Raw genomic sequence first — 23,147 nt, 5'->3', positions numbered from 1 at the left:
GCTCGGGCCAATTTATGGCATGACGTGCCGGAAAAGAACCATCGGGAAGCTGGCTAGCATGGCAGGAAGTTATTTCGGTACGGACGGCATTCGCGGGCGCGCCAACAGGTTTCCAATGACGGCTGAGGTCGCCATGCGGGTCGGCATGGCCGCCGGCCTTTCGTTCCAGCGCGGCAACCATCGCCACCGCGTCGTGCTCGGCAAGGACACCAGACTTTCCGGCTATATGATCGAGAATGCGATGGTGTCGGGCCTGTGCGCCGCCGGCATGGACGTGTTCCTGCTCGGCCCGATTCCGACGCCCGCGGTCGCCATGCTGGTGCGCTCGTTGCGCGCCGACATCGGCGTGATGATCTCGGCCTCGCACAATCCTTACTACGACAACGGCATCAAGCTGTTCGGCCCAGATGGCTACAAGCTCTCCGACGAGATCGAGGAGCGCATCGAGGGGATGCTCGACAGGGATATCGACCTGGCGCTCGCCGATTCGGACGGGCTCGGCCGCGCCAAGCGCGTCGACGGCGTCCATGACCGCTACATCGAATTCGCCAAGCGCACGCTGCCACGGTCGATGTCGCTTTCGGGCCTGCGCATCGTCGTTGACTGCGCCAACGGCGCTGCCTACAAGGTGGCGCCCGAGGCGCTGTGGGAACTCGGCGCCGAAGTCGTTGCCATCAATGTCGAGCCCAACGGCTTCAACATCAACAAGGAATGCGGCTCGACCCATCCGGCCGGCCTGCAGAAGAAGGTGCACGAAGTGCGCGCCGATATCGGCATCGCGCTCGACGGTGATGCCGACCGCGTCGTTATCGTCGACGAGAATGGCGCGATCGTCGATGGCGACCAGATCATGGCACTGATCGCCGAATCCTGGCACCAGAGCGGGCGGCTGGCCGGCGGCGGCGTCGTCTCGACGGTGATGTCCAATCTCGGCCTCGAACGCTTCCTCGGCGACATGAACCTGCAGTTGCACCGCACCAAGGTCGGCGACCGCTATGTCGTCGAGCACATGCGTGCGCACGGCCTGAATGTCGGCGGCGAACAGTCGGGCCACATCGTGCTGTCCGATTTTTCCACCACCGGCGACGGCCTCGTCTCGGCGCTCCAGGTGCTCGCCTGCATCAAGCGGCAGAACCGGCCGGTCAGCGACCTGTCGAAGAAGTTCGCGCCGGTGCCGCAGCTGCTGAAGAACGTTCATATTTCCGGCGGCAAGCCGCTCGAGGAAGCCCTGGTCAAGGCGGCGATCGAAGATGGACGCCACCGCCTGGGCAAGGCTGGGCGCCTGGTCATCCGGCCGTCCGGCACGGAACCGCTCATCCGCGTCATGGCGGAAGGCGACGATCAGCAACTGGTCGAGGCTGTCGTCAACGACATCGTCGAGGTCATTTCGGAAACGCGCAGCGCCGCCTGATCCTGCAGCTTTTGCCAGTTTGAAAGCCCGCCTTCCGGCGGGCTTTTTATTGGGTTGCACTCCAATTAATCCATGGGAAATGACGCGAAATCCTGAAAGATTTGGAGATTCATGGTTAAGCGATACGGTTAAACGCGTTTTAACTTTTCCAATTCATTATCCACAACTGAAGCCAATCAGATTCGGACGCGTTCGCTGTGCCGAGGGTTCTCAGGGGTGACAAGCATGTTCAATACAGCAAGAATGGTCCTCTTTGCCGCGCTGCTCGCGGGCGTGGCCGGACCAGTGTTCGCTGCCGACTTCGTCGAGCCGCCTGTGGTCGAGCCGGCCCCGCCGCCGCCCGTCTACGAGCAGCCGGTCGAATATGGCGGCTGGTACATTCGCGGCGATATCGACTACCACTGGTCGAAGTTCCGCGGCGGCGACTACATCACTTATAGCGCGGCCCCGCCGCAGAATCCCGGCAGCTTCGACAGCGGCAAACTGGAGGGCGCCTTCTCGGCCGGTGCCGGCGTCGGTTACCAGATCAACCAGCATTTTCGCACCGATCTCACTCTGGACTGGATGAGCAAATCCGATTTCCGCGGCTCGACCAGCGGCTTCTGCGGCATTAATCAAACGCCCTGCACCTCAACCGACACCTCGTCCTATTCGGCGCTTCTGCTCCTGGCCAATGCCTACGTCGATATCGGCACCTGGCACGGCATCACGCCCTATGTCGGTGCCGGCATCGGCGGCGCCTGGGTCAAGTGGGATACGCTGCACAACAGCGATATCGACGGCGATTTCGAGCATCATGGCGGCAAGGACTGGCGTTTTGCCTATGCTGCCATGGCGGGCGCATCCTACTGCCTGACTGATCGGGTCAAGCTCGATCTCGGCTACCGCTTCAGCCATATCGAAGGCGGCAAGATGTTCGACTACGCTTCAGACAGCAATGTCGGTCCCGGCTATGACAAGGGCATCAATGTGCACGAAGTACGCGGCGGCCTGCGCTATCAGTTCGGCAACTCGGACTGCGCCCAGCCGGAGCCGATCGCCTACGAACCCGAACCGGTCTACACCAAGTAATCGCTTCGAAAGCAGGTTTGCGCATCGCCCGGCGAAAGCCGGGCGGTTTCCGTTTGTGTCGGGAAAGCGCATCAAAATCAATTCGCTAACCCCTTGTTATCCTTAACCGCCACTTAACCACTATGGTTAACAATGCTTCCTGAAACGGCGCTCGCGATCGCGAATGGCGCCACCTTCGGGAGTCGGGATCATGACAGTCAAATCGCGTATAGCGCTGGCGCTTGCAGCAATCGCCCTGACGCCGCTGTCGCAGGCACTTGGTGCCGACTACGATCCGCCGATCTATGTCGACCAGGCGCCGGACTATGTGCCGGTCGAAGTCGGTTCGGGATGGTATCTGCGCGGCGATGTTGCCTATTTGCCGGAAAAGAGCTTCGAAGATGAGGATTTCGCCTTCACACCGGCGAGCTTCAGCGACAATGAGGATCCGATCTTTGCCAGCATCGGCTTCGGCTACCATTTCAATGACTATCTGCGTGCCGATCTCAATTTCGGCTATCTGCCCGGCAATAAGATCGGCGTCGGCTATGATGACGGAACGACCGTGGCATCAGCGTCCCTGAAGAACTACGCCTTCTCGGGCATGCTCAATGGCTATGTCGATCTTGGCACCTATGTCGGGATCACGCCCTATCTCGGCGCGGGTATCGGTGTCGTCCAGAGCAATCGCAAGCTTTCAGCGAGCTATTTCACCGACAACAATGACCCTACCGACGATTTCGTTCTGCAGGACGACAAGACCCAGTATTCCTTCGCTTACACGCTGAATGCAGGCCTTGCCTATCAAGTGTCCAAGAATGTTTCCGTAGACCTGGGCTATCAGTATTTTTCCGCGCCCGACGCCGAATATGCGACTGCCGAGAGCCTGACTTCCTATCCGATCGACAAAGGGATCAGCAATCATCAAGTCAAGCTCGGGTTGCGTTACGACCTCTGGTAGGTGCTGCGCACGCGGCAATCTAGACGGCGGATCTTCGGGGCCGCCGTTCGTGTTTCGAGGCCATGACATTCTCATCACAAGTGATCAGTATCCCGACAGCGACAAAAACTTTCCCCTTGACGCCTGACGCCTGAACGCATATCGCCGTCCGTGGGCCACCCCTCCCCAACGAGGGGCCACTATCTGGAAGGATAGACCACGATGACGACGCATACGAAGCCCGGACTCCGTCCGGCAAATCCCAATTTTTCCTCAGGTCCCTGTGCAAAACGTCCCGGCTGGTCGGTCGAGGCGCTGACCAATGCCGCGCTCGGACGCTCGCATCGCGCCAAGATTGGCAAGACCAAGCTCGAACAAGCGATCGAGTTGACGCGAGAGATCCTCCAGATTCCCGCAGATTACCGCATAGGCATCGTGCCGGCGTCGGACACCGGCGCGGTCGAGATGGCGCTGTGGTCGCTGCTTGGCGAACGCGGCGTCGACATGGTCGCCTGGGAGAGTTTCGGTTCCGGCTGGGTCACCGACGTGGTCAAGCAGCTGAAGCTCGCCGACGTGCGCAGGATCGAAGCCGGTTACGGCGCGTTGCCGGATCTGACAAAAATCGACTTCGACCGCGATGTGGTCTTCACTTGGAACGGCACGACATCAGGCGTGCGTGTGCCGAACGGCGATTTCATTCCGGCCAGCCGCAAGGGCCTGACCATCTGTGACGCGACGTCGGCGGCCTTTGCGCAAAAGCTCGATTTCCAGAAGCTCGATGTCGTCACCTTCTCCTGGCAGAAGGTGCTGGGCGGCGAAGGCGCACACGGCATGCTGATCCTCAGCCCGCGCGCCGTCGAGCGGCTGGAAAGCTACAAGCCTGTCTGGCCGCTGCCGAAAATCTTCCGCCTGACCTCGGGCAGTAAGCTCATCGAAGGGATATTCAGGGGCGAAACCATCAACACGCCATCGATGCTGTGCGTCGAGGACTATCTCGACGCGCTGCGTTGGGCGAAGTCGATCGGCGGGCTCGATGCGCTGATCGCCCGCGCCGACGCCAATGCCGCCGTTCTCGACGGTTTCGTCGATAAATCCGCATGGCTCGGCCATCTGGCCACCGACCCGGCGACGCGGTCGAACACATCCGTCTGTCTTTCCTTCACTGACCCGGATGTCGCCGCGCTCGATGCGGACGGACAAGCGGTGTTCGCCAAGGGCATCGTCTCGACGCTCGACAAGGAAGGCGTCGCCTACGATATCGGCGCCTATCGCGATGCGCCGCCCGGCCTGCGCATCTGGTGCGGCGCGACGGTCGAGACCTCCGACCTAGAAGCGCTGCTGCCGTGGCTCGACTGGGCCTTCGCCGCACAAAAGGCGTCGCTCAAGGCGGCCGCCTGATTTTCCCGTGGCGGCCCCCGGGGCCGCCCATTCCCAAACGGATCAAATCTCATTTGAAGGAGGCCGCCATGGCGCCCCGCGTTCTCGTCTCAGACAAACTCTCCACCACTGCCGTGCAGATCTTTAGGGATCGCGGCATCGACGTCGACTACCTGCCCGATCTCGGCAAGGACAAGGAAAAGCTGCTCGAAGTGATCGGCCAGTATGACGGCCTTGCCATCCGTTCGGCGACCAAAGTTACCGAGAAGCTGATCAACGCTGCCACCAAATTGAAGGTGGTCGGCCGCGCCGGCATCGGCGTCGACAATGTCGACATCCCGGCGGCGAGCCGCAAGGGCATCATCGTCATGAACACGCCGTTCGGCAATTCGATCACCACCGCCGAGCATGCCGTCGCCATGATCTTCGCGCTGGCCCGCCAGATACCGGAAGCCAATGCCTCGACCCATGCCGGCAAGTGGGAAAAGAACCGCTTCATGGGAACCGAGATCACCGGCAAGACGCTGGGCATCATCGGCTGCGGCAATATCGGCTCGATCGTCGCCACGCGCGGCGTCGGCCTGAAGATGCATGTCATCGCCTTCGACCCGTTCCTGTCGGACAGCCGTGCCGAGGAGCTCGGCGTCGAGAAGGTCGAACTGGACGAGTTGTTCGCCCGCGCCGATTTCATCACCCTGCACACCCCGCTGACCGACAAGACGCGCAACATCATCGACGCCGCAGCGATCGCCAAAATGAAGACCGGCATGCGCATCATCAACTGCGCCCGTGGCGGGCTAATCGTCGAGGCCGACCTGATCGCGGCGTTGAAAAGCGGCAAGGTGGCGGGCGCTGGCATCGACGTGTTCGAGGTCGAACCGGCGGAGAAAAGTGAGCTGTTCGGCATGGAGCATGTGGTGGCGACGCCGCATCTCGGTGCGTCGACGATGGAGGCGCAGGAGAATGTCGCCCTGCAGGTCGCCGAGCAGATGGCCGATTATCTGATCAAGGGCGCCGTTTCCAACGCCATCAACATGCCGTCGATCACCGCCGAGGAGGCGCCGCGCCTAAAACCTTTCGTCAAGCTGGCCGAAGTGCTCGGCGCCTTTGTCGGCCAGGTCACCGAGGACCCGATCAAAGAGGTCGAGATCCTGTTCGACGGCTCGACCGCGACGATGAACACGCGCGCCCTGATCAGCGCCACCCTTGCCGGGCTGATCCGGCCGCAGGTCTCCGATGTCAACATGGTGTCGGCGCCGATCATGGTTAAGGAGCGCGGCATCATCGTCGCCGAGGTCAAGCGCGACAAATCGGGCGTGTTCGACGGCTATATCAAGCTGACGGTCAAGACCGAGCATAGGACACGTTCGATCGCCGGCACCTGCTTCTCGGACGGCAAGCCGCGCTTCATCCAGATCAAGGGCATCAACCTTGACGCCGAGGTCGGCCAGCACATGCTCTACACGACGAATGCCGATGCGCCCGGCATCATCGGCCTGCTCGGCACGGTCTGCGGCGAGAACGGCGTCAACATCGCCAATTTCCAGCTCGGCCGCAACCGGCCTGGCGGCGATGCCATTGCGCTGCTCTATCTCGATGCGCCGTTTCCGGAAAACGTGCTGGAACAGGTGCGGGCGCACAAGTCGATCGACTCCGCCAAACGGCTGCATTTCGATGTGGGCGGCGCCTGAATCGTGCCCGCGCGCCCGCGTGCTCTACAAGCACACGGGGCGTTTCGACAATAATGGCTGCCAGGCTCTGGATTGCACCATCCCCTCTCGGCGTCGAATATTTGCCGGCTAAATCGCCATCTTCCTTCCGCTGTATTCGGCGAGGCTGATACCGCCGAGCACCAGCACGAGGGCCAGTCCTTGATAGAGCTGGAACGTCTCACCGACGATCAGCACCGACAGCAGCGTGCCGAAGATCGGCACCAGGTTGATGAACAGGCCGGCCCGGTTGGCGCCGATCAGCTCGTTGCCCCTGATATAGAAGATCTGCGAGACGACTGAGGCGCCGATCGCGGTGTAGAACGCTATCGCCCAGCCGCGCGCATCGGGGACGAGGACCTTGCCGGCGGCCGCTTCCCACAGGAAGAAAGGCAGCGAGGTGACAAGTGCGGCAATCGACAGCGCCAGCATCAGGCTTTGCCAGCGTATGGCCGGCTTCAGCCGCAGCCCGACCGAGTAGAAACTGTAGCAAAGCACCGCGATCAGCATGATGGCGTCGCCGAAGTTGAGATCCAGCTTGAGAAGCTGGCGCAGGTCGCCGTGGCTGGCGGTCACGGCGACGCCGATGATCGTCAGCACGACGCCGGCGATCTGCACCCGGTTCACACGCAGGCGAAACAGCACGAAATTGGCGAGGATGATCACGATCGGTATCGCCGCCTGCTCGATCGAGACGTTGATCGCCGTCGTGTAGTTGAGGGCCGTGTAGAAGATCGCGTTGAAGAAGGTGAAGCCGCAAGCGCCGAGCCCGCCAAGCAGCAACCAATGCTGGCGCACCACCGGCCAGTCCTCGCGCAAAGTTCGCCAGCCGATCGGCAGCATTATCAGAACGGCCAAAACCCAGCGCAGGAAGACCAGCGTCATCGGCGAAATATGGTCGACTGCAAGCTTGCCGGCCACGGAGTTGCCGCCCCACAGCAAGGTGGTGAACAGCAGGAACAGATAGGCGGTTCGATACATAGCTAAAATTTCCAACCGGGAGGGCAGGCGAAGGGTCTTTTGCCGACCTAAAGCGCGTCGCGCCTGAACGGAGCATATGCGACGCGCTTTAGGTTCTTGTTTCTATGCAGGTCGTTATCGCAAAACCGCTGCGCACTTTTGCGCGACATGCATTATTGTGGTGGTTCGCCCAAGTAAATGATGTCAAAGGCGAAAATTGTTGTGCCTCAGGGCGCTTTCGGCGGCAAAGAATGGTCGCGCTTGCCGGGTCTTGAGGTTATAGAAGCCTGTCGTTTCGAACCATTTCAAGCCGCTCCGGGCGGCGCCTCAAGGGAAAAGAAACATGGCCAATGTGGTGGTCGTCGGCTCGCAATGGGGCGACGAGGGCAAAGGCAAGATCGTTGACTGGCTGTCGGAGCGCGCCGACGTCGTCGTACGTTTCCAGGGCGGCCACAATGCCGGCCATACGCTGGTCGTCGATGGCAAGGTCTACAAGCTGTCGCTGCTGCCGTCCGGCGTGGTGCGGCAAGGCAAGCTGTCCATCATCGGCAATGGCGTCGTCTTCGATCCGCATGCCTTCGTCGCGGAAGTGGCGAAATTGAAGGCGCAAGGCGTCGAGGTGACGCCGGAGCGCCTGAAAATAGCCGAAAACACCGCGCTTATCCTGTCCTTGCATCGGGAGCTGGACGGATTCCGCGAAGACGCCGCCTCCAATTCCGGGACGAAGATCGGCACGACCCGTCGCGGCATCGGCCCCGCCTATGAGGATAAGGTGGGCCGGCGCGCGGTCAGGGTGATGGATTTGGCGGATTTGGAAACGCTGCCCTTGAAGGTCGACAGGCTGCTGACGCATCACAATGCGCTGCGCCGCGGGCTCGGCCACGGCGAAGTCACGCATGACGCAATCATGAGTGAGCTGATTTCGGTCGCCGACGAGATCCTGCCGTATATGGACCGTGTCTGGAAGATCCTCGACGACGCGCGCCGCGCCGGCGAACGTATCCTGTTCGAGGGCGCGCAAGGCACGCTGCTCGACATTGACCACGGCACCTATCCGTTCGTCACCTCGTCCAACACGGTCGCCGGTCAGGCCGCCGCCGTATCCGGCGTCGGCCCGGGTGCGATCGGCTATGTGCTTGGCATCACCAAGGCCTATACGACGCGTGTCGGCGAAGGTCCGTTTCCGACCGAACAGAAGAACGAGATCGGCGAGTTCCTGGGCACGCGCGGCCACGAATTCGGCGTCGTCACCGGACGCAAGCGCCGCTGCGGCTGGTTCGATGCCGTGCTGGTTCGCCAGGCCGTCGCCGTCAACGGCATCAAGGGCATTGCGTTGACCAAGCTAGACGTGCTCGACGGGCTGGACGAGATCAAGGTCTGCACCGGCTACCGTCTCGATGGCGAGGCAATCGATTATCTGCCGGCCAGCCAGGGTGCGCAGGGGCGCGTCGAACCAGTCTACGAGACGCTGGAGGGCTGGAAAGGCACCACCGCCGGCGCCAGAAGCTGGAACGATCTGCCGGCCCAGGCAGTCAAATATGTCCGCCACATCGAGGAGCTGATCGGCGCGCCGGTCGCACTCCTTTCCACCAGCCCTGAACGGGACGACACAATACTTGTGACCGATCCGTTTCAAGACTAGATTCTCAGCCGTTCCGGGCATCGCGGCCGATTTGCGGGGGCCGGCCCAGAAACGAAATGCAGGTCAACTGAAGCATGGCAGATTTTGTTGGTGCTCTGAAAAAGACGCTCGATAAACTCGACAACCCGACGCCGGAGACACGCGCGAGAGTCTATGACAGGGCTCGCTCGACGATCGCGGACAAGCTGGCCAAGAACATACCGCCGCTGGCGCCTTCGGTCGTTGCCCAGCATAAGCGCACCCTGGAAGACGCCATCGCCAGCGTCGAGCGGGAGTACGCCAAGCCTGCGCCGGCATCCGATCCGCTGTCGGAGCTGGAGGACATCTTCTCCTCCATCGACCGCAACAAGAACCAACCCAGCCATGTCCGGCAGCCGGCAAAGGCCAAGCCGGCATGGCAACCGGCAAAGACCGAGCCGACATGGCAGCCGGCGCCTGCTGCCAAAGCCGCGCCGAATTGGCAAAAACCGCCATCCGTTGCTTCTCCTCCAGAGCGCACCGATGCGGTGCCTTCGGACGCGGATTTTCCGGCGGCGGACGAGAAGAGCGATACCTTTAGAGACGATGTCTTTCCCAACGACGAGGAGCCGGCGCACACCTTTCAGCGCCTGCGTCCTGCCGAGCGCAAGCGCAGCTATGGCGGGCTGATCGCCGCTGTCGTCGCTTTGCTCGTCGTCGCCGGCGGCGGCTACGGCGTCTGGCTGAACAAGGACGCGTTCAGCAACATGCTGGGCCTCAACAGCACGACGGTTGCAACCATAGAACCGTTGGTGAAGCCAACCCCCGCCGAGCCGGCTACCGATGCTGCGGCAAGGCCCCCAGCCGCAGCGGTTCCAACAGACGCCGAGGGCACAAAGTTCACCCAGCGGCTGACACCGGAGGGCGGTGAGGTCGATCCCGGCCCCGGTTCAGGACAAAGCGGTATCGGAGAGGGCGAATCCGTCGCAGCACTGACCACACCGCCGCCGGCCGCACCTGCGCCTGCAGCGCCGGCCGGCGATCCGCCAGCCACGACTGCGCCCGCCACGCCGGGCGCTGCCCCCACAACACCGCCTGCCGATCAAGCAACGCCGGCGCCGGCGGCGCCGACCGATAGCGCAGCCGCCCCGGCAGCGCCGGCTCCTGGTGCTGCGCCGGCCGCGCCGACAGCCGCGCCTGCGGAAACCGCGCTGGCGGTCGGCCAAAAGGCAATCTTCTACGAGGAGCGGACCAGCACCGCCCAAGGCTCGGCCGAGCCCGGCAGCATCGTCTGGTCGCTGGTGCAGGAATCGCCCGGCGGCAATCTGCCGCCCGAGCCGGCAATCCGCGCCGAAGCGAGCATTCCGGGCAAGGATGTGCAGCTGCGCATGACCATCCGCCGCAACACCGACCAGACACTGCCCGCCAGCCACATCATCGAGATGATTTTCCTGACGCCAGATGGTTTCGAAGGCGGCGGCGTCGACAACATCCTGCGCGTCGCCATGAAGGGCTCTGAACAGGATGCCGGCAGCCCGCTGATCGGCATCCCGGCCAAGATCGCCGACGGCTTCTTCCTGGTCGCTCTCAACGACACCAAGGCGGACGAAGACGCCAATCTGACCCTGCTCCGGGGGCAGAACTGGATCGACGTGCCGGTCGTCTACAAGACCGGACGGCGGGCGCTGCTCACCATGGAAAAGGGCATTCCCGGCGAGAAGGTGTTCGACGAGGCGCTGAAGGCCTGGCAAACAAAGACGGCGGGCTGAGGCCGGCTAACGAACCTAACTCCCAACGGTTCAGAAGCCTTGGAACAGCATGTCGAGCGCGGCCACGATGTCATCGTGATGCCTCGTCAGATTCAGCCGGCTTTCGCCCAGTTCAGTCGTTGCAACCGTGGCGATCAAATGGGTAGCCATGACCAATTTCCGCCCATTGATCTCGAAAATGGGATGAAGCTTTCGCATTGGCGATGGCGCCGTCGCGACCGGCAGAAGCGGGACGACCACCCGGGTCTTGAAATGGTCGCAGATCGGCCTGGACGTCGAGGAGATAGCCGCCGTCAATGCTAGCTGCGAAGGCGTCATACCGCGCCATCAGAACTGCCGATGTTCTGCCAGTGGAATGCCGTGTTTTTCAACATATTCGTTCCACGCATCTATCGTTGCGCGGTTCTCAAGCTTCCACAGCCGTGTCTTTTCGGCGGCCACTGCCTCCGCAATGCCGGCTTCGGCGGCGCGCGAGACATTCACATCGAGCCCCTTGGCTTCCTTCATGAGCTTTGAGTCGATCGACAGATTTGCCGGCTGACGAACCGCATTCATAGCTATCTTTCGCATGATAACCGCCGCAGCATGCGCATAATGTATGCGCATTTTCGTATTGGAGCAACGGCGAAGCGTCTACCCCTCCATCTCCTCGCGCAGCATTTCAAGTTCCAGCCATTCCTCCTCGATCGCCGCCAGCGTGGCGCGCTCCTTGTCGAGGGCGGCGATGGTCTTCTGGAACGAGGCCGGGTCGCGCTCGTAATAGGCCGGGTCAGCAATGTTGTTCTCCAGCCGTGAGATCGAGGCGTTCACCGCCTCGATCTTCTTCGGCAGCGATTCCAGCGCAAATTTCTGCTTGAACGACAGTTTCTTTGCTGGACCCTTCGGCGCAGCTGCTTCGGTCCTGGCTGCCACCGCCACTTCGCTGGTCTCCGCCTTTGGCCGCGCCTTGCGGTCGTCCAGCCTGGTGCCGCCGCGCTGCGCAAGCATGTCGGAATAGCCGCCGGCATATTCGATCCAGCGGCCGCCGCCGTCCGGCGCGATCAGGCTGGTCACGGTGCGGTCGAGGAAATCGCGGTCGTGGCTGACCAGGATGACGGTGCCGGCAAAACCGGCGACCAGTTCCTGCAGCAGTTCCAGTGTCTCCATGTCGAGATCGTTGGTCGGCTCGTCGAGCACCAGCAGGTTTGCCGGCCGCGCCAGCACACGGGCGAGCAGCAGCCGCGCCCGCTCGCCGCCCGAAAGCTCGCGCACCGGCGTGCGCGCCTGTTCCGGCTTGAACAGAAAATCCTTCATGTAGGAGACGACGTGGCGCTGCTCGCCGTTGATGACAAGGTTCTCGCCGCGGCCGTCGGTGAGATACTGCGCCAGCGTCTCTTGCGGATCGACCGCCTCGCGCTTCTGGTCGAGCGTGGCGATCTCCAGATTGGTGCCGAGCCGCACCGTGCCTGAGTTCGGCTTCAATTCGCCGGTCAGCATCTTCAGCAGCGTCGTCTTGCCTGCGCCGTTCGGGCCGACCAGGCCGACGCGGTCGCCGCGCTGGATGCGGGTCGAGAATCCCTTGACCACGGTGAGATCGCCAAAGCTCTTCTCGATGTTCTTGGCCTCGATCACCAGCTTGCCGGATTCGGCGGCGTCGCTGGCCACCATGGTCGCCGCACCTTCGGCGCCGCGATGACCGCGAAAGCGCTGGCGCATGGTCTGCAGTTCGCCGAGCCGGCGCATGTTGCGCTTGCGCCTTGCCGTGACGCCGTAGCGCAACCAGTGCTCCTCGCGCACGATCTGGCGGCCAAGCTTGTGCTGCTCGCGCTCTTCTTCCTCCAGCACCGTATCGCGCCATTCCTCGAAATGGCCAAAGCCCTTGTCCAGCCTGCGGGTCTGGCCGCGATCGAGCCAGACGGTGGCGCGCGATACGCGCTCGAGGAAGCGGCGGTCGTGCGAGATGACGATCAGCGCCGAAGAGGTGCGGGCAAGCTCCTCCTCCAGCCACTCGATGACCGACAGGTCGAGATGGTTGGTCGGCTCATCAAGGAGGAGAATGTCGGGCTCCGGCGCCATGACCCGGGCAAGGGCAGCACGGCGCGCCTCGCCGCCGGAGAGATCGTTAGGCTGCTCCTCGCCGGTCAGGCCGAGATGCTCCATCAGATAGGTGGCGCGGTAGGGATCGTCGGCGGGTCCGAGCCCCGCCTCGACATAGGCGCGGACGCTGGCGAAACCATCCATGTCCGGCATTTGCGGCAGGTAGCGCACTGTCGCCGAAGGCTGGCGGAACACCTCGCCGTCCTGCGGCTCGATCAATCCCGCAGCGATCTTGAGCAACGTCGACTTGCCCGAGCCGTTGCGGCCGACCAAAGCAATCTTGTCGCCCGCCGACGCCGTCAGCTCCGCCCCGTCGAGCAGCGGCGTGCCACCGAAGGTCAGTTTTATCCCGTCGAGATTGAGAAGTGGCGGCGCCATGTCAGCTTTCAGGTAAGGGGAATGGGTGGGCGAGCAACAACGCGCGGCCGCTGCCCAGCGCGATTTCGAGCCGGCCCTTGACCTCATTGGAAATGGTCAGTGACGAGCCGAATGCCACCTCGACATGGTTCAGCGGCCATTTGGCGCCGGTCACGGTCAGGCCGGCAAGGTCGGAGAAGCCGAGAATCGAAAACAGCATACCGTCGGCGTAGTCGAAGCCGGCCTTTCCGCGAAGCAAGGGGATGCCTTCTTGTGCGCCGCTGGTCAAAAGCACCTCTGTCCCTGCCTCAGCCAGCCGGACGCCGAGTGCCAAGTGAAGGAAGGGGTGGTCGGTGCGCTTGCCGCCGAACGCGCCGGCGAGCACGAGGCTGGTCGCGCCGCGTTCGAGCGCGGCGGCGATAGCCAGTTCGCCGTCGGTCTTGTCCTTTTCTGCCGGAAACACCTGGCGGGGCACGGCGGCCAGTTCGTCCGGCAAATCCGCCGGCACCGAATCGAAGTCGCCGACCCAGAGTTCCGGCGTCAGGCGCAGCGTCTGGGCATGGCTGATGCCGGCGTCGGCGGCGATGACACGGGAGCCTTCGACCTGGCGGTCGAGCAGCGGCGTGCGGATTAGATCGCCGCCAAGCAGGATGGTGAATTTGCTCATATGCGTGGCCCTTACCAGCCCTGCTTGCGAAACGGAAGGCCGCGTTCCCGGATGCTCGGCAAACTTCCGCTTGCGCCGCACTTGGGCCGGGCCTATGTGTCGAAACGCTCTAACGGGGTGCTGGACGCGATCTTCGCGGGCCAGCTGAGAGGCAACCATGCCAACCCGCTGAACCTGATCCGGTTTGTACCGGCGGAGGGATTAGACGTTTCGGACAGCCCGACGCCTCAATTCCTTTCAACACCAACGAAGGAGGCGCCGATGCGCACGTTTTTATACACTCTTGTTTCGGCAGTGCTGCTTGCGGCGTCCGTTCTCGCCGGCACCGGGCCAGCATCCGCGCAGGAAAAACTCACCGTGTATACCTATGAGAGCTTCACCGCCGACTGGGGTCCTGGCCCCGCGGTGAAGAAGGCCTTCGAGGCCGAATGCGGCTGTACTCTCGAATTCGTCGCGGTCGCCGACGGCGTCGCCCTGCTCAACCGCGTCAGGCTGGAAGGGGCCGCTACCAAGGCCGATATCGTGCTAGGGCTCGACACCAATCTGACGGCGGAAGCCAAGGCCACCGGCCTGTTTTCGCCGCATGGTGCCGTCATGGATGTCAATGTGCCGGGCGGCTGGAGCGACGATGTTTTCGTGCCGTTCGACTATGGCTATTTCGCCGTCGTGTACGACACCGAAAAGCTGAAGACCCCGCCGAAGAGCCTGAAGGAATTGGTCGAGGGCGATGCCGATGAGAAGATCGTCATCCAGGATCCACGCACCTCGACGCCCGGTCTCGGCCTGCTGTTGTGGGTGAGGTCGGTCTATGGCGACAAGGCCCCGGAAGCCTGGGCCAAGCTTAAGGCAAAGGTGCTCACCGTGACGCCGGGCTGGAGCGAGGCCTACGGCCTCTTCACCAAGGGCGAGGCGCCGATGGTGCTGTCCTACACCACCTCGCCGGCCTACCACATGGTCGCCGAAAACACCGAGCGCTATCAGGCGGCGTCCTTCGAGGAAGGCGAATATCTGCAGATCGAGGTCGCTGGCATCACCACCAAGGGCGCGAAGAATCCATTGGCGAAACAGTTCCTGACTTTCATGACCGGGCCGAAATTCCAGGATGTCATCCCAGAGACCAACTGGATGTTTCCTGCCGGCAAAACTGACAAGCCGCTCAATCCGGCCTTCGACAAGCTCGTCAAGCCGACCAAGACTTTGCTGTTCAGTCCCGAAGAGGTGGCCGCCAACCGCAAGGCCTGGGTCGACGAATGGCTGTCGGTGATGAGCGAGTAGGGCTTAGATTTCTGCATGGTGTTCGCTCCACGCCAACCCCCTCTGTCCTGCCGGCCATCTCCCCCGCAAGGGGGGAGATCGGCAGCTTCGCCGCCCCGCTCACCCCCACTGTTGTGGAGATGGGCGAACGCGGCCGAGTGCTCAATCTCCCCCCTTGCGGGGGAGATGGCCGGCAGGACAGAGGGGGGTGGGCGGGAACTCGGCCTCAGCCATATTTTCTGCTTCGACGATCGTTGAACCAGGCAGGGCGGCATGCATACTGGATATCCTGCCGATCCCCGCGTCACCGCCGGCACCATTGCGCTTGCCGCTGTTGCGCTGCTGATCGGCGGAGCGTTCGCCGGGCTCATCCTTGAAGCTACACGCGATCCGTCCGGCGCCGCGTCGGCCTTCGATTCCTACCTCTTCCGCATCGCCCGTTTCACGCTGTGGCAGGCTTTGCTGTCGACACTGCTTTCCGTCGTGCCGGCGCTGTTCGTTGCGCGGGCGCTGTCGCGGCATCCGCGCTTCTTTGGTCGCGGCCTGATCCTGCAGCTCTTCGCCGTGCCGCTTGCGCTGCCGGCCATCGTCGCCGCACTCGGCATTCTGGCTCTCTATGGCCGTGCCGGCTATTTCGCCGGCGTGCTCACCGCGATTGGCGGTCAGGGCTGGCCGGGCATATACGGCCTGTCCGGCATCCTCGTAGCCCATGTCTTCTTCAATCTGCCGCTGGCGACGCGGCTGTTCCTCGAGGCGCTGGCGACAGTGCCGGCCGACCAGTGGCGGCTGGCGAGCCAGCTCGGCATGGGCGCCAGACCCGCATTCCGGTTGATCGAATGGCCGACGCTGCGTGCGGCACTGCCGGGCGTCGCCGGGCTTGTCTTCATGCTCTGCATCACATCCTTTACCATCGTGCTCACGCTGGGCGGCGGGCCGCGCGCGACGACACTGGAGGTCGCCATCTATCAGGCGCTGCGTTTCGATTTCGATCCTGCCCGCGCGGCGACGCTGACACTGCTGCAGATCGCGCTGACCTTCATCGTGGTGCTTGCTTTGATGCGGCTTGGCGCCAACACCGTCGGCGACGCCAACCTGCCGGTGGCACCGCGCCGGTATCTTTCGGCTGGTACGGCCGAGACCGTGCTGAACGCAGCATTGATCGTTCTGGCATTGCTGTTCGTCGCCGGGCCGATGGCGGCCACGGTGACGTCAGGCCTTGGCGCCGATCTCGGCCGGCTGGCGGCCGAGCGCGCGGTGCGGCAGGCAACGCTGACCAGCGCCGTGCTCGCCTTGCTGGCGGCGCTGCTTTCAGTGGCGCTGTCGCTGTCGCTCGTCATGGCACGACGGGCGCTGGCCTTGAGGCGTCGCGTCGACGCCAAGACGCTGCTCGAATACGCCACCGATACCGGCGCCGGCTTCGTCCTCGTCGTGCCGCCCATCGTCATCGGCGCCGGCTGGTTCCTTCTCCTGCGTACTTTCAGCGATGTCTTTGCCATCGCCCCTGTCATGGTCGTCGCCGTCAACGCGGTGATGGCGATGCCGTTTGCCATCCGCGCCATTCGCCCCGGCTATGATGCGGCGAGCGAACGCCACGAACGGCTCTGCTTGCTGCTTGGCATTTCGGGCTGGGACCGGTTCCGGCTGGTCGACTGGCCGTCGCTGCGGCGGCCGCTCGCCACCGGTTTCGCGTTCGCGATGGCTTTGTCGCTCGGCGATCTCGGCGTCATTGCTATGTTCGGCAGCGACTCACTGGAGACGCTGCCGTATCTCTTGCTGTCGCGCATGGGCAGCTACCGCACTATGGACGCGGCAGGCCTGGCATTGCTGCTCGGCCTGGTCTGTCTCGCGCTTGTCCTGGCCGCGGACTGGCTGGGACGGGGGAAAAAATCATGACGCTCAACAGTAAAGACGGTACGGCTGTGCGGCTGGAAAGGATCTCGTTCAGCTATGGCGACGCACCGTTTTTACTCGATGTCGAGTTCGCCGCCTCGAAGATCACCGCCATCATGGGGCCGAGCGGCTCGGGAAAATCGACGCTGCTCAATCTGGTGGCCGGCTTCGAGGCGCCGCAATCGGGCCGCGTGCTGATCGGCGGCGCCGATTTCGGCGCCAAACCGCCTTCGGCGCGTCCGGTGTCGATGGTGTTCCAGGAAAACAATCTCTTTGCCCATCTTTCGGTCGAGCGAAATGTCGGCCTTGGCCGCTCGCCGTCGCTCAGGCTGACCGAGGCCGACCACGCTGCAATCGCCGCGGCGCTTAAGCGCGTTGGCCTTGCCGGCAAGCAACAGCGCCTCCCGCACGAACTCTCTGGTGGTGAGCGGCAGCGAGTCGCGCTCGCCCGCGTCCTAGTGCGAGACCGGCCGGTGCTCTTGCTCGACGAACCGTTCGCCTCGCTCGGACCGGCCTTGCGCGACGACATGCTCGATCTGGTAGCCGGCGTCCATGCGGAGCGGCACATGACGGTGCTGTTCGTCACGCACCAGCCGGAGGATGCCCACCGTATCGGCCAGGACATGGTGTTCCTGGACAATGGCACGGTTGCCGCAACCGGGACCGTCGCCGATTTTTTTACTAAGGCTGGACCGGAAGCCTTCCGGCGCTATATCGGTGCAGGTCCGTTTGGCGCCGGATCACGAGATGTTGCCCGGAAGCGGACATAATTTACGGCCAAACCGGCTTCAGGCGATGTGGTGCTTGCTTGCCATGGTCAAACTAGTGTGGCTAGGTCCTCCGATACTGGTCCGGCATAGGTTGTGATTTGCCACTACGGTGCCATGCGTGCTCGTGGGCGCGAAGGACGCTGTGGCAGTTGATTTTGCGCATGATCCTTTCTGGAAATCGATGCCCGATTTTCGGGGCCATGTGCTGAGACCCGAAAGGAAGCTGTTCTGCCGACCGGCACCGACAGAGTGAGAAGGAAACCGCTGGCGCGCGTCCTCGCGCTGGCCGGCTTTGCCATGGCGCTGGCAAGCTGCCAGATGTTCACGCCTCCGGACGTTCAGGAATCCGGCTTCCAGCCTTCCAGCAAACCGATCACGGTCGACAATGTCGCCGCCAACAGCAAGCTCGCCGAAATGGCGAAGGCGCAGCACCCGCGCATCCTCGCCACCTATGGCGGGGAGTATTCCGATCCCAAGCTCGAGCGCATGGTCGCCAAAGTCGTCGGCAGCCTGACCGTGGTGTCGGCCAACCCGAGCCAGACCTATCGCATCACGATCCTCAATTCGCCCAACGTCAATGCTTTCGCACTGCCGGGCGGCTATCTCTACATCACGCGCGGCCTGTTGGCGCTGGCCAACGATTCGGCCGAGCTCGCCGCGGTCATCGCGCATGAGATGGGCCACGTCACCGCGAACCACGGCTTGCAGCGCCAGCAGCTCGAGGCCGAGGAGGGGTTTGCAACCAAGGTCGTCTCTGACGTGCTCGGCGACAGCCCGACCGCCAAGGCGGCACTGATCCGCGGCAAGCTGCGGCTTGCCCAGTTCTCGCGCAATCAGGAGCTGGAGGCCGATGGCATCGGCATCAAGTCGATCGGCGAGGCGGGCTTCGATCCCTTTGCCGCCGGCCGCTTCCTGCAGTCCATGTCGGCCTACACCGATTTCCGCTCGATTAGCGGCGCCACCGACGCCAGCCTCGACTTCCTGGCGACGCACCCCAACACGCCGCAGCGCATCGACCTCGCGCAGCGTCACGCCCGCCAGTTCGGCGCGCCCGGCGTCGGCACGCGCGACCGCGACCCATTCCTCGCCGGCATAGATGGCCTGCTCTATGGCGACACGCCGGAGGAGGGCTATGTGCGTGGCGAAACCTTCCTGCATCCGGGGCTCGGCGTGTCGTTCTCGGTGCCCGATGGCTTCATTATCGACAACTCGGCCGCGGCGGTGACGGCAACCGGGCCAGGCGACATAGCGATCCGCTTCGACGGCGTTTCGATCGACAAGAGCCGCTCGCTGACCGACTACATCCGCAGCGGCTGGGTGGCCGGTCTCGACGAAAGCAGCGTGCGCCAGGAAACGATCAACGGCAACGAGGCGGCGACGGCGCATGCCAGTGCCGAGGGCTGGCAGTTCGACATCGCGGTGATCCGCGCCGGCGGCCAGGTCTACCGGCTGTTGACGGCTGCCCCCTCCGCCAGCACCTCGCTGGATGCCGTGGCGCGCGCGGTCAGCGGCTCCTTCCGTATCTTGAGCGCGGCCGAGAAAGCGGCGCTGAAGCCGCTGCATATCCGCGTCGTCACGGTGCGGCCCGGACAGACCATGGGGTCGCTCGCCGCGCAGATGGTCGGCGTCGACCGCAAGCTCGACCTGTTCAGGGTGCTCAATGCAATGTCGCCCGGCGCAGCCGTTTCGGCCGGCGATAAGGTCAAGATCATCACCGACAAATAAGAGTCAGGCGGCTGTCGCTAGAAACTCGGGGTTTTGCTTCACCAGCGCTATCTTGAGCTTTTCCATGGCGCGGGCCTCGATCTGGCGGACGCGCTCCTTGGAGATGCCGAGCGCCTCGCCGAGTGCTTCGAGCGTCGCGCCCTCGTCGCTCAGCCGGCGCTCCTCGATGATCCTGAGCTCGCGGGCATTGAGCGCGCCGAGCGCCGTTTTCAGCCAGACCGAGCGGCGTTCGACATCGATCGTGTCGCCCACGACCTCGTCTGGCAAAGGATCGTCCGAAACCAGGAAATCCATTCGCTCGGTGGCGCCCGCATCGTCGGCGAGCGGCTGGTTGAGCGAGCTATCCGGTGCCGAAAGGCGGGAGTCCATCATCGCCACGTCGGCCTCCGAGACGCCGAGCGCGACCGACACCTCGCGGTAGAGCGAGGTATTCGAGATCGGCTCGGCACCGTTAGCCAAGCGGGCGCGCAGGCGCCGCAAATTGAAGAACAACGCCTTTTGCGCCGAACTGGTGCCGCCGCGCACGATCGACCAGTTGCGCAGGATATAGTCCTGCATCGAGGCGCGGATCCACCACGTCGCGTAGGTCGAAAACCGCACCTCGCGCTCCGGTTCGAAGCGGGCCGCCGCCTCCAGCAGGCCGACATGGCCTTCCTGGACCAGGTCGCCCAAGGGCAGACCATAGTGGCGGAATTTCGAGGCCATGGAAATGACCAGCCGCATATGTGCCATGGCGATTTGGTGCAGCGCCTGCTGGTCGTTGTCTTCCTTCCAGCGCAACGCGAGAAGATGCTCTTCGTCGCGCTCGAGATAGGGGGCTTTCATCGCCGCGCGGACCATGGTTCGCCCTGCCGTATCTTCCATCATGCCACGCTCCCTGTTCCGGGCGTTGCGGTGCGATCACTCGACCCTGAGCTGGCATCGTGGTTGAATTGGCGACGCCGCGCCCTACAACAGCCAAGAACGTGCCACGCGAGTGAATGGTTCCGCCGCTGATGTCGCGCGGATTGCACTGTCCGAAAGCTCGCTACGCGGTCGGTTGGCGTGACTCGATGTGGTTTTGAGAATTGGATTTCGAAAGCGTCTCATTTTTGAAATCTGGTTCCTTATTTCGCCAGCCTGCATCTGTCAGTTTCCGGCGCTCACAAATGCGCCGGACGCCGGCCAATGACGGGATCACAGAAAAATGAAATGGCTCAAATCGCTTATCGTCGCCGGAACACTGCAGGTACTGGTCGTCACAACAGGCCATGCCGGCGCCAACCTCGATCAGATCAAGCAGGCCGGTGTCTTCAAGATCGGCACGGAAGGTACCTATGCCCCCTTCACCTATCATGATGCCTCGGGCGCATTGGTCGGCTTCGACGTCGAGATCGCCAAGGCGATCGCCGAGCGCCTCGGCGTCAAGGCCGAATTCCTCGAAGGCAAATGGGATGGGCTGATCGCCGGCCTCGACGCCAAGCGTTATGACGCCGTCATCAACCAGGTCGGTATCACCGAGGAGCGCAGGGCCAAGTATGATTTCTCCGATCCCTACATCGCTTCCAAGGCGGTGCTGATCGTGCGCGGCGACAATACCGATATCAAGGGCTTTGCCGACCTCAAGGGCAAGAAGGCGGCGCAGTCGCTGACTTCGAATTTCGGCAAACTCGCCGAAACGAACGGCGCCGAGCTCGTCGGCACCGATGGTTTCGACCAATCGATCCAGCTGCTTCTTACCGGCCGCGCCGACGCCACCATCAACGACAGCCTGTCCTTCCTCGATTTCAAGAAGCACAAGCCCGACGCCAATGTGAAGATCGCCGCGCAGGAAGAAAACGCCGACTATTCCGGCGTCCTCGTGCGCAAGGGCGATCCGGAACTGGTCGCCGCCATCAATCAGACGCTGGCCGATATCAAGGCCGACGGCACGTACCAGAAGATCGCCGACACCTATTTCGGCCAGGATGTTTCGAAGTAAGCACGTTTCAGAGAGCGGGCCGGTTGGCGGCCCGCATGGCAAGTATCGCGGCGAGCCGTCTTTGACGGCCGCCGCTTTTCGCGTGATATGACGACCGAATGATCGCGTCTCGATGCTGCCGGGCCGGTTCTGGGCGGCAATCTCGCAAGGAGGGTTTTCGTGCCGCACTGGCTGCAATTGATGCTGGACTCGTTGCCCACGTTGCTGTGGGCCGCGCTGATCTTCACCGTGCCGCTGACGCTGCTGTCGTTCGCCTTCGGCCTCTTCGTGGGATTGATCGCGGCGCTTGTCCGACTGTTCGGCCCGAAGCCGCTGGTCGCCGTGGTCCGCTTCTACGTCTGGATCTTCCGCGGCACGCCACTTCTGGTGCAGCTCTTCCTGATCTTCTACGGCTTGCCTTCGGTCGGCATCCTGCTCGACGCTTTTTCAGCCGCGTTGATCGGCTTCACGCTCAACATCGGCGCCTATACATCGGAGATCATCCGCGCGGTCATAGGCTCGGTGCCAAAGGGGCAGTGGGAGGCGGCCTATTCGATCGGCATGACCTGGAGCCAGGCAATGCGGCGTACAATACTGCCGCAGGCCGGCCGCGTCGCGGTGCCACCGCTGTCCAACACCTTCATCTCGCTGGTCAAGGATACATCGCTGGCCGCCGCCATCACCGTGCCGGAGATGTTCCAGGCGGCGCAGCGCATCGTCGCTACCACCTATGAGCCGCTGATCCTCTATGTCGAGGCGGCGGCTCTCTATCTGGGGCTGAGCTCCGTGCTCTCGGCATTGCAGACGCGCCTGGAAAAGCGGCTCAACCGCTATGGCGGCTTTCTGGAGGCGCGCTCATGATCGGTCTCACCGACATCGAGAAGCGCTTCGGCGACAACCTTGTGCTGAAGGGCGTGACTGTCACGATCGAGGAAGGCAGCGTCACCGCCCTTGTCGGCCCCTCGGGCGGCGGGAAAAGCACGCTTCTGCGCTGCATCAACCTGCTCGAGATCCCGACTTCGGGCACAGTGCGCATCGGTGACGACGCGCTCGAATTCCATCCCGGCGGCAAGGTTTCCGGCAGGGCCATCCAGCGCCTGCGGCTGCAGACGGGCATGGTGTTCCAGAATTTCCAGCTGTTCCCACACCGCACCGCGATCGAAAATGTCATGGAGGGGCTGGTGACGGTGCTGAAATGGCCGGTCGAGCGAGCGCGCGAGCGGGCGCTCGCTCTGCTCGAAAAGGTCGGGATGGCACACAAGGCCGATGCTTGGCCGGCGACGCTGTCAGGCGGCCAGCAGCAACGCGTGGCGATCGCCCGGGCGCTGGCGCCGTCGCCGAAAGTGCTGCTGTGCGACGAGCCGACCTCGGCGCTCGATCCGGAACTGGCGCAGGAGGTGGTCGACGTGCTCAGCCAACTCGCGCGCGAGGGCACCACCATGGTGATGGCGACGCACGACCTGCGCCTCGCATCGAAAATCGCGCAGGAGGTGGTGTTCCTCGACGCTGGCGCTATCGTTGAGAAAGGCCCCGCCGCTGTTTTGTTCAGCAATCCGGAGCGCCAGCGGACCAAGCGGTTCATCGCGACGCTGAAACAGGAAGCGGAGAAGGAAGGCGGCGGCGAAGGTTAATGCGTGCCGCCCAAAAAGCGCG

The 23,147-nt window shown here is 63.1% G+C and carries 20 protein-coding genes and 1 riboswitch; of the genes, 14 read left to right on the top strand and 6 right to left on the bottom strand.

The window, feature by feature from the left end; all coding sequences use genetic code 11:
• Positions 1–58 precede the first annotated feature (58 nt).
• The 5 genes from glmM (at position 59) to serA (ending at position 6,469) form a co-directional block, all read left to right on the top strand.
• Positions 59–1,411 (top strand): phosphoglucosamine mutase, encoded by a 1,353-nt coding sequence (gene glmM, locus NKH12_RS05280; protein WP_352952153.1) that lies wholly within the window; start codon positions 59–61, stop codon positions 1,409–1,411.
• A gap of 225 nt (positions 1,412–1,636) precedes the next feature.
• Positions 1,637–2,482: an outer membrane protein gene (locus NKH12_RS05275; protein ID WP_352952152.1), complete on the top strand. Its 846-nt coding sequence runs from the start codon at positions 1,637–1,639 to the stop codon at positions 2,480–2,482.
• Positions 2,483–2,672: 190 nt separating this feature from the next.
• On the top strand, positions 2,673–3,422 hold the full coding sequence (locus tag NKH12_RS05270; protein WP_352952151.1) for an outer membrane protein: 750 nt from the start codon (positions 2,673–2,675) through the stop codon (positions 3,420–3,422).
• A 201-nt stretch (positions 3,423–3,623) separates the two neighbouring features.
• Entirely contained in the window at positions 3,624–4,799 is a 1,176-nt protein-coding gene (locus NKH12_RS05265; protein WP_352952150.1) for a phosphoserine transaminase, read from the top strand.
• Positions 4,800–4,867: 68 nt separating this feature from the next.
• Positions 4,868–6,469: a phosphoglycerate dehydrogenase gene (gene serA, locus NKH12_RS05260; protein WP_352952148.1), complete on the top strand. Its 1,602-nt coding sequence runs from the start codon at positions 4,868–4,870 to the stop codon at positions 6,467–6,469.
• A 108-nt stretch (positions 6,470–6,577) separates the two neighbouring features.
• On the opposite strand, the gene NKH12_RS05255 is transcribed toward serA, so the two are convergent.
• Positions 6,578–7,468, bottom strand: a complete 891-nt coding sequence (locus tag NKH12_RS05255) for a DMT family transporter (RefSeq protein ID WP_352952147.1) — start codon at positions 7,466–7,468, stop codon at positions 6,578–6,580.
• Positions 7,469–7,790: 322 nt separating this feature from the next.
• Between NKH12_RS05255 and NKH12_RS05250 the strand changes: the two genes are divergently transcribed.
• Both NKH12_RS05250 and NKH12_RS05245 read left to right on the top strand, forming a co-directional pair.
• Positions 7,791–9,089, top strand: coding sequence for an adenylosuccinate synthase (locus NKH12_RS05250; protein ID WP_352952146.1), 1,299 nt, complete (start codon positions 7,791–7,793; stop codon positions 9,087–9,089).
• Between the two features lie 74 nt (positions 9,090–9,163).
• Complete coding sequence (locus tag NKH12_RS05245) at positions 9,164–10,816, top strand: hypothetical protein (RefSeq protein ID WP_352952145.1); 1,653 nt, start codon at positions 9,164–9,166, stop codon at positions 10,814–10,816.
• A 30-nt stretch (positions 10,817–10,846) separates the two neighbouring features.
• Here NKH12_RS05245 and NKH12_RS05240 read toward each other — a convergent pair whose 3' ends face one another.
• The 4 genes from NKH12_RS05240 to NKH12_RS05225 all read right to left on the bottom strand — a co-directional run bounded on the left by NKH12_RS05240 (position 10,847) and on the right by NKH12_RS05225 (position 13,916).
• Positions 10,847–11,134: a CcdB family protein gene (locus NKH12_RS05240; RefSeq protein WP_352952144.1), complete on the bottom strand. Its 288-nt coding sequence runs from the start codon at positions 11,132–11,134 to the stop codon at positions 10,847–10,849.
• Between the two features lie 9 nt (positions 11,135–11,143).
• Positions 11,144–11,386, bottom strand: coding sequence for a type II toxin-antitoxin system CcdA family antitoxin (locus NKH12_RS05235; RefSeq protein WP_258121622.1), 243 nt, complete (start codon positions 11,384–11,386; stop codon positions 11,144–11,146).
• Positions 11,387–11,449: 63 nt separating this feature from the next.
• On the bottom strand, positions 11,450–13,270 hold the full coding sequence (locus tag NKH12_RS05230; RefSeq protein ID WP_352952143.1) for an ABC-F family ATP-binding cassette domain-containing protein: 1,821 nt from the start codon (positions 13,268–13,270) through the stop codon (positions 11,450–11,452).
• A 1-nt stretch (position 13,271) separates the two neighbouring features.
• On the bottom strand, positions 13,272–13,916 hold the full coding sequence (locus tag NKH12_RS05225; RefSeq protein WP_352952141.1) for a thiamine diphosphokinase: 645 nt from the start codon (positions 13,914–13,916) through the stop codon (positions 13,272–13,274).
• Positions 13,917–14,019: 103 nt separating this feature from the next.
• Positions 14,020–14,134: riboswitch (TPP riboswitch) on the top strand.
• Positions 14,135–14,177: 43 nt separating this feature from the next.
• Between NKH12_RS05225 and thiB the strand changes: the two genes are divergently transcribed.
• The 4 genes from thiB to NKH12_RS05205 all read left to right on the top strand — a co-directional run bounded on the left by thiB (position 14,178) and on the right by NKH12_RS05205 (position 19,555).
• Entirely contained in the window at positions 14,178–15,191 is a 1,014-nt protein-coding gene (thiB, locus tag NKH12_RS05220) for a thiamine ABC transporter substrate binding subunit (protein WP_352952140.1), read from the top strand.
• Positions 15,192–15,443: 252 nt separating this feature from the next.
• Positions 15,444–17,063 carry a thiamine/thiamine pyrophosphate ABC transporter permease gene (gene thiP / locus NKH12_RS05215; protein ID WP_352952139.1) on the top strand — a complete coding sequence of 540 codons (1,620 nt, stop codon included), beginning with the start codon at positions 15,444–15,446 and terminating at the stop codon, positions 17,061–17,063.
• A complete protein-coding gene (gene thiQ, locus NKH12_RS05210) occupies positions 17,060–17,830 on the top strand; it encodes a thiamine ABC transporter ATP-binding protein (protein WP_352952138.1) in 771 nt (256 codons plus the stop codon). The genes thiP and thiQ overlap by 4 nt, the downstream gene beginning before the upstream one ends.
• 297 nt (positions 17,831–18,127) lie before the next feature.
• Complete coding sequence (locus NKH12_RS05205; RefSeq protein WP_352952184.1) at positions 18,128–19,555, top strand: M48 family metalloprotease; 1,428 nt, start codon at positions 18,128–18,130, stop codon at positions 19,553–19,555.
• Between the two features lie 3 nt (positions 19,556–19,558).
• On the opposite strand, the gene NKH12_RS05200 is transcribed toward NKH12_RS05205, so the two are convergent.
• On the bottom strand, positions 19,559–20,422 hold the full coding sequence (locus tag NKH12_RS05200) for an RNA polymerase factor sigma-32 (protein WP_095487366.1): 864 nt from the start codon (positions 20,420–20,422) through the stop codon (positions 19,559–19,561).
• A 319-nt stretch (positions 20,423–20,741) separates the two neighbouring features.
• Here NKH12_RS05200 and NKH12_RS05195 point away from each other — a divergent pair, with 319 nt between their 5' ends.
• From NKH12_RS05195 to NKH12_RS05185, 3 genes are all read left to right on the top strand, one after another.
• Positions 20,742–21,515 (top strand): amino acid ABC transporter substrate-binding protein, encoded by a 774-nt coding sequence (locus NKH12_RS05195; protein ID WP_352952137.1) that lies wholly within the window; start codon positions 20,742–20,744, stop codon positions 21,513–21,515.
• 159 nt (positions 21,516–21,674) lie between these two features.
• Positions 21,675–22,355, top strand: coding sequence for an amino acid ABC transporter permease (locus NKH12_RS05190; RefSeq protein WP_352952136.1), 681 nt, complete (start codon positions 21,675–21,677; stop codon positions 22,353–22,355).
• Positions 22,352–23,125, top strand: coding sequence for an amino acid ABC transporter ATP-binding protein (locus tag NKH12_RS05185; protein WP_352952135.1), 774 nt, complete (start codon positions 22,352–22,354; stop codon positions 23,123–23,125). The genes NKH12_RS05190 and NKH12_RS05185 overlap by 4 nt, the downstream gene beginning before the upstream one ends.
• Positions 23,126–23,147: the final 22 nt, after the last annotated feature.

The organism is Mesorhizobium sp. M1322, from assembly GCF_040318085.1.
In the GTDB taxonomy this organism is placed as follows: domain Bacteria; phylum Pseudomonadota; class Alphaproteobacteria; order Rhizobiales; family Rhizobiaceae; genus Mesorhizobium.
The sequence above is the reverse complement of the archived record's forward strand: the minus strand, read 5'-3'. Positions and strand labels throughout refer to the sequence as shown.